This window comes from Pseudomonas sp. GW821-FHT05H12 (genome assembly GCF_059419385.1).
The window spans coordinates 1-9,538 of record NZ_JBWKRS010000076.1 but is presented as its reverse complement, the minus strand read 5'-3'; the positions used below and the strand labels follow the sequence as shown (position 1 = coordinate 9,538).

Below are 9,538 nucleotides of genomic sequence, written 5' to 3'. Positions count from 1 at the left end.
CCCCCCCCCCCCCCCCCCCCCCCCCCCCCCCCCCCCCCCCCCCCCCCCCCCCCCCCCCCCCCCCCCCCCCACTACAGTGTGTAGGGGGAGGTCAGGCTTGGTTGAGGTAGGTTTCGATGTTGCCCATTTGTTCGTCCCAGCCTCGGGAGTTCATCTTGAAGGCTTTTTGGCGACGGGCTTCGGGCACCGCATTAAACCCCGATTCCACCACACGGAGCAGAATGCCAGGGGCACGGTCTTCGAGGGTGAATTCGACCAGCGTGGGCGTCTCCTTGTCGTAATCGACCTCCTTCTCGACCGCGTAAGGGTGCCACCAGAAAGAAAACAGGGTTTGCGGCAGGATGCGTTCGATCCTGGCCTTCCAGACCACGTGCTCGTAACCCGGATAAGTGATCGGCGCTTCGAGGGTTTCCCCCGCCGCGAAGGCCTTGCCCTTGAGGGCGATACCGAACCAGCTGCCAAACTGTTCGGCATCGGTGAGTGCCTCCCACACCTGTTTGCGTGAAGCATTGAGCAGGACTTTTCGTTCGATGCGATCTAGTACGTGCATAAGTCACCTCCTCCATTGACAGTAGGCGACATCGACCAATGCGCAACCTTTTCGGCCGCGCACTGGCAGTGCTAGACCTTCAGAATTTCCACTTGGCGTTGACCATCGCGTTGCGCGGCTCGCCGTAGGAGCCGGAGTTGAACGTGCCCATGCCGTCGTAGTATTTCTTGTCAAACAGGTTGTTGACGTTCAGCCCCACGGACAGGTGCTCGTCCACCTGGTAGTTGGCCAAAAGGCCCACCACGGCGAACGGGTCTTGCACGGCCTTGTAGTAAGGCCCGGTGTAGTTGATTTGCGAGGTGGCATACATCTCGCTTTGCCAGGTGACATTGCCGCCCACGGTCAGACGGTTCAGCGCGCCAGGCAGGCGATAGGAGGTGCCGAGCTTAAACAAGTTGATCGGCTGGTTGACCTGCACACGCTCGCCGTCCTTGGAATGGGACTCGCGGTAGGTATAACCGCCAAACACGTTCCAGCCTGCGGCGATCTCACCGGAAATCTCGGTTTCGACACCCCGCGTGGTGGTGCCGGCGATGGCTTTGTACACGGTTTTCCCGCTGGCATCGTTACCCGAATCGGCCGCCGTGTTCTTCTGCTCGATGTCGAACAGGGCGATGCTCGCGTTCAGCGCGCCGTCGAAGAATTCACCCTTGAGGCCGATCTCGTAGTTGTCCCCTTCCAGCGGTGCCAGCGAGCTACCGCTGGCGGTTTTGTAGAAGGTCTGCGGCAGGAAGATGCTGGTATAGCTGGCGTAGACCGAGTAGGTGTCGTTGAGGTCATAGATAATGCCGGCGTAGGGTGTGACGACCCCGCTCTTCTTGGTTTTGTCGGTGGTTTGCGAGTAAGGCGCGTAGTTCGTCACCTCATCGAGCTGCTTCCACCAGCTGACGCGGGTGCCGAGAATGAGGGTCAGCGGGTCCAGCGGTTTCAAACGCAGCGCGCCGTACACACCGCTCTGTTGCAGCGTGGTCACCGCCCCCCCGACTTCGTTGTAGGAACGGCGTCCAAACTGCCGGCCATCCCAACTGAAGATATTGTCGACATCACCGTAATCACCGTCCTGCCCGGCCAGGGTACTGCTGTAGTTGGGGAAATTCAGGTGGGTGTGCGACGAGCTCGCGCCCACCACCAACTCGTGCTCACGACCGCCCAGCTGGAACGGGCCATTGGCGTAGACATCCAGCGTGTCCTGGGTCTGGTAGCTGTCGAGGCGATAGATGAACGCGCCGGCGCCTTGGCCGGTGACCGGGTCCGGGTAGCCGCCACTGGCGGACGCGCCCTGCCCTTTGCGATAGGAATACTGATGGCTGTAGGCAGTTTTCAGGCTCCAGTCGTTGTCCAGTTTATGGTCCAGCATCGTGGTGAAGGTGTAGCTGGTGTTGTCCATGTAGCTGGAACGTGAAGCCGGGTTGAATGAGCGGGAAAAGTTCGTCTGCCTGCCATTGTTGTAGAACAACGGGATATGCCCGTAGCTGCTGCCGTTGGCGTCGTTGTTCTGGTAATCCAGGCTGGTGCGCAGGGTGGTGGTGTCGTTCAGGTCGATATCGAGCGCGCCATACATCACGCGCTTGTCTTCCTTGTACCAGTCCACGAAGGAGCGCTGCTTCTGGTACGCCGCGACAAAGCGGCCGCGCACATTGCCGGTTTCGGTCAGTGGGCCGGACACATCCACTTCAGAGCGGTAACGGTCCCATGCGCCCGCCTCTCCCGAAAGGTGGGCCTGGAAGTCTTTGGTCGGACGCTTGCGCACCAGGTTGATGACGGCGGAGGGCGTGCCGGCACCGCTCATCAAGCCGGTGGCTCCGCGCACCACCTCGACACGGTCGTAGATCGCCATGTCCGAGAGCGGGCCGATGTACTGCTGGGATTCGTTGGCGATCTGGGACGGGATACCGTCGTACTGGAAGTTCTGGATCTCGAAACCACGGGAGTAAAACGAGTAGCGCTCGCTGTCGCGGTGGTTGCTGCTGATGCCCGGGGTAAAAGCCAGCACTTCGTTAAGCGTGGACAGGTGCTGGTCGTCCATCAGCTGGCGAGTGACCACGCTGACCGACTGTGGCGTTTCGCGCAGGGACAGCGGCAGTTTGGTCGCAGTGCTGGTGGCACCGGTGGTGTAGGAACCGGTGCTTTCGGTGGTCAGGCCCAGCCCTTCGGCGTTGATGCTGGTGGCGCCCAGGGTCAAGGCACCACCACTGGTTTGTGGCGCCAGGCCATAGCTGCCGTCGTTATTGGCTGCCAGGGCCAGATTGCTGCCGGCCAACAGTCGGGCAAACCCTTGTTCGACGCTGTAAGTCCCCTGCAGCCCGGCGCTCTGCTTGCCTGCCGTGAGGCCGGAGTCGAACGACAACACCACGCCGGCGTCGCTGGCAAAGCGGCTCAGCACCGAACCCAGTGGGCCGGGCGCAATCGCAAAAGTTTTTTGCTGGCTCGCGGCAACGGCACTGGAACCGCTGGCAAACAACGGGGCCAGCAGCCCGGCTTGTACCATCAGCGACACGCCGAACAACGCGACCTGCAAAGGTTTTTTGCGAAATGACCGAAGGGGTGGGTTGGCGGCTGAAGTAGGCCCTGCGCGCATGTTGACTCCTGGGGGTTTGAAACGAATGAAAGGGGGTTTGCAGGAGGAGTCGAACGAGGCGCAGCAAATCGACAACGGTGGTTGATAATTGTTTTCAGTTTCAGGCGCGCGGGACCACTGTCGTCCAATAGCGAGTGCGTGAAGTGAGGCGTACCGGCAAGGCGTGGGTCAGCGCGTTGAGGGTCAGGTCGATGTCGTCCAGGGAGTAGGCACCCGAGACGGTCAGGTGGCTGATTTCAGTGGCACACCCCAGGTAGCCCGGGCGATAGCGTGCCAGTTCGGCCACCAGGCGATCCAGCCGCCAATTGTCGACGATCAGCCGCCCCTGCGCCCAAGCGCCCTCACCCGGGTCGTTAGCTCGAAGGGAGAGCATGCGCTGGCTGTCGAAGGTGACGGCCTGGCCGGCGGTGATGACGGTCTCTGCCTGCTCGACGCCAGGGCGCACGGCCACGGCATGCTCCAGGACGCTCATGGCGGTGTAGCCATCAAACTGGCGCACATCAAAGCGTGTACCGAGGGCACGCATCTCTCCCTGGGCGCTGCGTACCAGGAAAGGACGCGGGTCGGGGGCGGTTTCGACAAGGATTTCTCCGCCGCGCAAAATCAGCAGGCGCTGTTCGGCGGTGTAGCGGATATCAACGGCACTGGCGGTGTTGAGGGACAACCGGGTGCCATCGTCCAGGCGCAGGCCGTGGCGTTCGCCCGTGGTGGTGCGTTGATCCGCCATCCATTGCGGCGCTTGTCGATAGCCGGACCAACCGATGGCGCTCACGCCGGCGCCGATCATCACGCCCTTGAGTACTGCCCGACGACCGAAGCGCTGGGATTGGTCGTCAGCGGCGTCCATTACGTTGACCGCTACCGCGCCGGGCAGGCACTGGAGTTGCTGCTGAAGGGCCTCCACGCGCTGCCAGGCCCATTGGTTCAGTGAAGTTTCGTCACGCCAGGTGCGCCAGGCTGCGTGCAACTCAGGATCACCGGGTTCGGCCGCCAGGCGCGCCACCCAGTGGGCGGCCGCGCTGAGGGCCTGGCGTTGTGGATCGCGAGTCACGGTCAATGCTCCAAGGCGAAGATCAGGCAATGCTCGGTGGCTTTGGCGATGTATTTGGTTACGGAGCTGACGGATACCTGCAGCGCTTCGGCAATGTCTTTGTAGGGCATCCCTTGCAATTGCGAGAGCAGGAAGGCGCGCTTGGCCTTGCGGCCTAAGCCATCAAGCATGGCATCCAGGCGTTGCAGGGTTTCGATGATCAATAACCGCTCTTCCGGCGAAATGGCGTAACCCTGCGGTTGTTCCGCCAAGGCCTGCAGGTAAGCCTGCTCAAGGGCTTTGCGGCGGAAACTGTCGATCATCACGCGCTTGGCAATCGTCACCAGAAAGTGCCGGGGCTCTTTCAATTCAGCGGCCACCGGCTGGGTGCGCTCGGCCAGCAACAAGCGGACAAAAGTGTCTTGAGCCAGGTCCGCTGCCTGTTGTGAGCAACCCAGGCGTGCACGCAGCCAACTGACCAGCCAGCGGTGGTGATCACCGTAGAGCTGCCCAACGGGTTCACGAGAAGTGTGAGGCACAGCAGACAGAGGCATAATGATATTGCGCGCGAATGAGAACGCTTCGCAATTTAGAGCAATGTCAAGATAAGGGCAATGCCTTGTATCACTCTAATGCGCAGTGTGGCGGCAAAAGGTAGATTGTCCCCCTCCCCCCTTGAGGTAAAGCACGATGAATCAACAGCTCCACGGAAGTTGTTTCTGCAAGGCGGTGCAGTATCAACTCGACGGCCTGGATATGCCTATCAGCCACTGCCACTGTGAGAGCTGCCGCAAGGTGCATGCAGCGGCGTTCGTATCCACCGCCGGAGTGATGCGTGAGCACTTTCGCTGGACGCAGGGTGAGACGCTTTTATCCTCGTATGAATCTTCGCCGGGCAAGTTCAGGCATTTCTGCTCTCGCTGCGGCTCACATCTGATGGCCGAGCGAGGGCATCAACCCCATGTGATTGTGCGGGTGGCGACGCTGGACGATGATCCTGGCGTTCGGCCCACCTCGCACATCTGGACGGCCCACGAAGTGCCTTGGCTGGCACATGAAGGTGTGGAGCAGTGGGACGAGTGGAAGGTGTGACTCAGACGTGCGGATCACCGGGCGCCTTGGCGGGTGTCGCATATTGCGGCTTCAGATGACCGTCCTGATCCAGTAGCCAGGCGTCCATGATCTGCCGGACCACCGGGCCCGCCACGCGGCCACCGGCTTCGCCGTTCTCAATCATTACAGAGATCACGATCTTCGGATGTTCCGCCGGCGCGAAGCCCACGAACAAGGCGTTGTCACGGTGGCGCTCCAGCGTCTTGTTACGGTCGTAGCGTTCGCCCTGCTTGATCGCGACCACCTGCGCCGTACCACTCTTGCCGGCGATACGGTACTGCGCACCCTGTGCGGCCGCCCGCGCGATACCACGCGGATCATGCATAACCAGTTGCATGCCGTGATTGACCTGTTCCCAGTCGCGCGGGTCCTTGAGGACCACGTTCGGCATCGGGTTCTGATCCACTGGCGGCACGCCATTGATCGTCTTGGCCAGGTGCGGCCGGTTCCACACACCTTTGTTGGCGATCAGCGCAGTGGCTTGGGCCAATTGCAAAGGGGTGACCTGCATGTAGCCCTGGCCGATGCCGAGGATCACGGTTTCACCCGGGAACCAGGGCTGGCGGCGGGTTGCGCGCTTCCAGGCTTGGGATGGCATCAGGCCTGCTGACTCTTCGAACATGTCCAGGGACACTTTCTGGCCAAGGCCGAATTCAGCCAGGTAATCGTGCAGGCGATCGATGCCGAGCTTGTGGGCCAGGTCATAAAAGTAGGTGTCGTTGGACCGCATGATCGCAGCGTCCATGTCCACCCAGCCGTCGCCGCTGTGGTTCCAGTTACGGTATTTGTGGTCAAAATCGGGCAACTGGTAGTAACCGGGGTCGAACACACGGGTTTGCGCCGTGACCACACCGCTGTCGAGGCCGGCGATGGCCACCTCGGGCTTGATGGTCGAACCCGGCGCGTACAGCCCGCGCAGTACGCGGTTGAACAGCGGGCGGTCGATGGAATCGTGCAGGGCGGCGTATTCCTTGAAGCTGATCCCGGTCACAAAACTGTTGGGGTCGAAGCTCGGCTTGCTGACCATGGCCAGTACTTCGCCGGTTTGCGGGTCGAGGGCAACCACCGAACCGCGACGATCGCCCAAGGCTTCTTCAGCGGCTTCCTGGAGGTGGACGTCGAGGCTCAATACGATGTTTTTACCGGGAATCGGGTCGGTGTGCTTGAGCACGCGCAGCACACGGCCTTGGGCGTTGGTCTCGACCTCTTCATAGCCGACGTGGCCGTGCAATTCGGATTCGTAGAAGCGTTCGATACCGGTCTTGCCGATGGACTGAGTGCCGCGGTACTCCACCGAATCGAGGGCCTTGGATTCTTTCTCGTTGATGCGGCCGACGTAGCCAATGGAGTGGGCGAAATGCGCACCCAATGGATAGTGGCGGACAAATTGCGGCTCGACGTCTACGCCAGGCAAACGGAATTCGTTCACCGCCAATACGGCGATCTGTTCTTCGGTCAGCTCATAGAACAGCGTGACGGGCACGAAAGGATGGCGGGCCTGCTTGAGCGCCTTGTCAAACACGGCGCGGTCTTCGGCCGGCAGGTGCAACAGGCTGACGATAGCGTCCAGTTCGCCCTTGAGGTCGGTGGTGCGCTCGCGGGTGATGGTCAGGTTGTAACTGGGGCGGTTGTCAGCGAGGACGACGCCATTGCGGTCATAAATCAGCCCGCGGGTCGGCGTGATCGGCAATACGTGGACACGGTTGTTTTCAGAAATCGTGGAGTGGTAGTCGTACTGCACTACCTGCAGGAAATACATGCGCCCGACCAGGGCGCAGGTGATGCCGATCACCAGCAGCGCGCAGGCAAGCAGGCGCTTGTTGACCAGGCGGTTTTCTTTTTCGTGATCCTTGATCGGTATCGGTTCAGGCATTTCTACAGCATCTCGTTGAAGAAGGTCGACGCCGCGTCCTGCGGATAAAAGATCAATCCTTGTGAAAATGTGCTGCACCATACCAAAAATGCAGAAACACTTTGCATCGATTTCCCCAACGGCATGCTGTTTTGTCAGGACAGGATGGATTTTGGCTCCAGAAATGCCTCCAAACCGAACGTCCCGCACTCGCGGCCGATACCTGACTGTTTGAACCCACCAAAAGGTGCGAGAGGTTCGTGAGCCAACGTATTGATGAGCACACGGCCCGCCTCGATGCGCTTGGCCAGTGCGTGGGCCTTTGGCAGATCCGAAGACAGGATGTACGCCTGGAGGCCGTAGGCCGTGTCATTGGCTATCGCCAGCGCTTCTTCCTCGTCGTTGTAGGTGATGATCGACAGGACGGGGCCGAAGATCTCTTCACGGGCGATGGTCATCTGGTTCGACACGCGGCTGAAAACCGTCGGCCTCACAAACCAACCGGCCGCGACGTCCTCTGGCAATCCGGGACCACCGGCCAATAAGTGGGCGCCCTCTTCCATGCCGATGTGTATGTATCGCTGGACGCGTTGCCATTGCTTGAGACTCACCATAGGGCCAACGCTGGTGGCAGGGTCATTGGGGTCACCTGCCTGGACTTTCGCCACTTCCTCGACCATCAACGCTTCGACTTCTGCCAGGCGGTGCGCGGGTACAAGAATGCGGGTGCCGGCGATACAGGCTTGGCCGCTGTTCATGAAACCGGCTTGAATCGCCATGGGTACAGCGGTAGCGAGATCGGCATCCTCGAGAATCAGTACCGGAGATTTCCCACCCAATTCGAGCGTGATTCGCTTCAAGGTTTCAGCGCCGGCACGCAAGATTTGTTTGCCGATGGCGGTAGACCCGGTGAACGAGACTTTTGCAATATCTGGGTGCGTGCTCAGCACGGCACCGACGGTTTCACCTCGGCCCGTGACAATGTTGAACACCCCGGGCGGCAAACCCGCTTCATGCAATGCGCGCGTGACGATGGAGGTTTGCAGGGCGCTCATTTCGCTGGGTTTGATCACGGCCGTACACCCGGCGGCTAACGCCGCGGCCAGCTTGCCGCAGATGAAACCGGCATTGCTGTTCCAGGGTGTGATGAGCCCGGCAACGCCCAGGGGCTGCATGGTCACTTCGGCGATACCGATGCGCCGCGTAAACTCGTAATCATCCAACACCTTTGCGGCGTCCAGCAGGACGCTCGCGGCATGCTTGGCCATCCACTGTGCACGCGATAACGGCGCGCCGTACTCAAGGATGATGGCGGCCGTGAGTTCCGCTTCAGCAGAGGCAACAGCGGCGTGCATGCGCTTGAGGTAATCAACGCGTGTCGCTTTGGGCGTGCGGGAAAACTCGGGAAATGCCCGCTTGGCGGCGCTGATCGCGCTGATCGCGTCGTGCTCGTCAGCCAGGCGGACCTGAGCAATGGGCTCGGCGGTTGCTGGGTTGAACAGATCGAATCGTTCTTCACCGTGGGGCGTCACGAACTGACCATTGATGTAGATCTGGTTGATCTGAAGCATGGAGCCTCCGAAGGCACTCAATTGGTATGCCCTACGGTAAGCCACTATGATTGATCTGATAATCCGCACAAACCGAAACGACTTGATGAGCGATTCAGGACAATGAACACATCGGGATTGAACGAGCTGGAAGCAATCTTGGCAGTCGCCCGGCATCGCAGCTTTCGGGCTGCAGCAACAGAGTTGAATGTGTCGACGTCGGCACTGAGTCACTCGGTCGCCGCGCTTGAGGCACGAATGGGTGTGCGATTGTTCAATCGCACGACGCGCAGCGTGTCCCTTTCGGAGATTGGCGCGGAGTTTGTGCGCACGGTGACGCCCGCCTTGTCGACCATCCGCATGGCGCTTGAACAAGCGGGCAACAGTCAGGCCGCGCCTAGCGGTACTTTGCGCCTCAATACTTCAGCAGGTGCCGCCAAGCAGGTGATGCCACTGCTGCTGGAGTACATGCAACGCTATCCACAAATGAAGGTGGATATCGTCACCGAAGGGCGCCTGGTCGATATTGTGGCTCAAGGGTTCGATGCGGGGATCCGCCTGGGCGATAGCGTTGCGCAAGATATGATCGCCGTCGATATCAGCCGCCCTCAGCGGTTCGCCGTATTGGGCAGCCCTGCTTACTTTGCGAGGCACGCTGCGCCTTTAAGCCCCATGGACCTGAGCGCACATGAGTGCATACGCAGTCGAATGCCAAGCGGTGCGATCTATCGCTGGGAGTTTGAGCGCCACGGCGAGGCGATTGCGGTGGATGTACAAGGTGCACTGACGCTTGATAACCCCACATTGATGCTTCAAGCCGCCAGGGCGGGAATGGGGCTGACTTATCTGACGGAATGGAATGCCG

Annotated in this window: 8 protein-coding genes; 2 read left to right on the top strand and 6 right to left on the bottom strand. The window is 60.5% G+C overall.

The features are described 5' to 3' along the window. Positions 1–91: 91 nt before the first annotated feature. From AC07SU_RS30570 to AC07SU_RS30555, 4 genes are all read right to left on the bottom strand, one after another. Complete coding sequence (locus AC07SU_RS30570) at positions 92–550, bottom strand: SRPBCC family protein (protein ID WP_176999354.1); 459 nt, start codon at positions 548–550, stop codon at positions 92–94. A 79-nt stretch (positions 551–629) separates the two neighbouring features. Next, positions 630–3,128 (bottom strand): TonB-dependent siderophore receptor, encoded by a 2,499-nt coding sequence (locus AC07SU_RS30565; RefSeq protein WP_494999231.1) that lies wholly within the window; start codon positions 3,126–3,128, stop codon positions 630–632. A gap of 100 nt (positions 3,129–3,228) precedes the next feature. Then, a complete protein-coding gene (locus AC07SU_RS30560; RefSeq protein WP_494999230.1) occupies positions 3,229–4,179 on the bottom strand; it encodes a FecR domain-containing protein in 951 nt (316 codons plus the stop codon). 2 nt (positions 4,180–4,181) lie between these two features. Beyond that, on the bottom strand, positions 4,182–4,712 hold the full coding sequence (locus tag AC07SU_RS30555; protein WP_176999357.1) for a sigma-70 family RNA polymerase sigma factor: 531 nt from the start codon (positions 4,710–4,712) through the stop codon (positions 4,182–4,184). A 136-nt stretch (positions 4,713–4,848) separates the two neighbouring features. Here AC07SU_RS30555 and AC07SU_RS30550 point away from each other — a divergent pair, with 136 nt between their 5' ends. Further along, positions 4,849–5,250 carry a GFA family protein gene (locus AC07SU_RS30550; RefSeq protein ID WP_494999229.1) on the top strand — a complete coding sequence of 134 codons (402 nt, stop codon included), beginning with the start codon at positions 4,849–4,851 and terminating at the stop codon, positions 5,248–5,250. A gap of 1 nt (position 5,251) precedes the next feature. On the opposite strand, the gene mrdA is transcribed toward AC07SU_RS30550, so the two are convergent. Then, positions 5,252–7,144, bottom strand: a complete 1,893-nt coding sequence (gene mrdA, locus AC07SU_RS30545; protein WP_176999359.1) for a penicillin-binding protein 2 — start codon at positions 7,142–7,144, stop codon at positions 5,252–5,254. A gap of 134 nt (positions 7,145–7,278) precedes the next feature. Then, positions 7,279–8,694: an aldehyde dehydrogenase family protein gene (locus tag AC07SU_RS30540; protein WP_494999228.1), complete on the bottom strand. Its 1,416-nt coding sequence runs from the start codon at positions 8,692–8,694 to the stop codon at positions 7,279–7,281. Between the two features lie 117 nt (positions 8,695–8,811). On the opposite strand from AC07SU_RS30540, the gene AC07SU_RS30535 reads away from it, so the two are divergent. Next, a partial coding sequence (locus tag AC07SU_RS30535) for a LysR family transcriptional regulator (RefSeq protein WP_494999227.1) occupies positions 8,812–9,538 on the top strand: 727 nt, incomplete at its 3' end.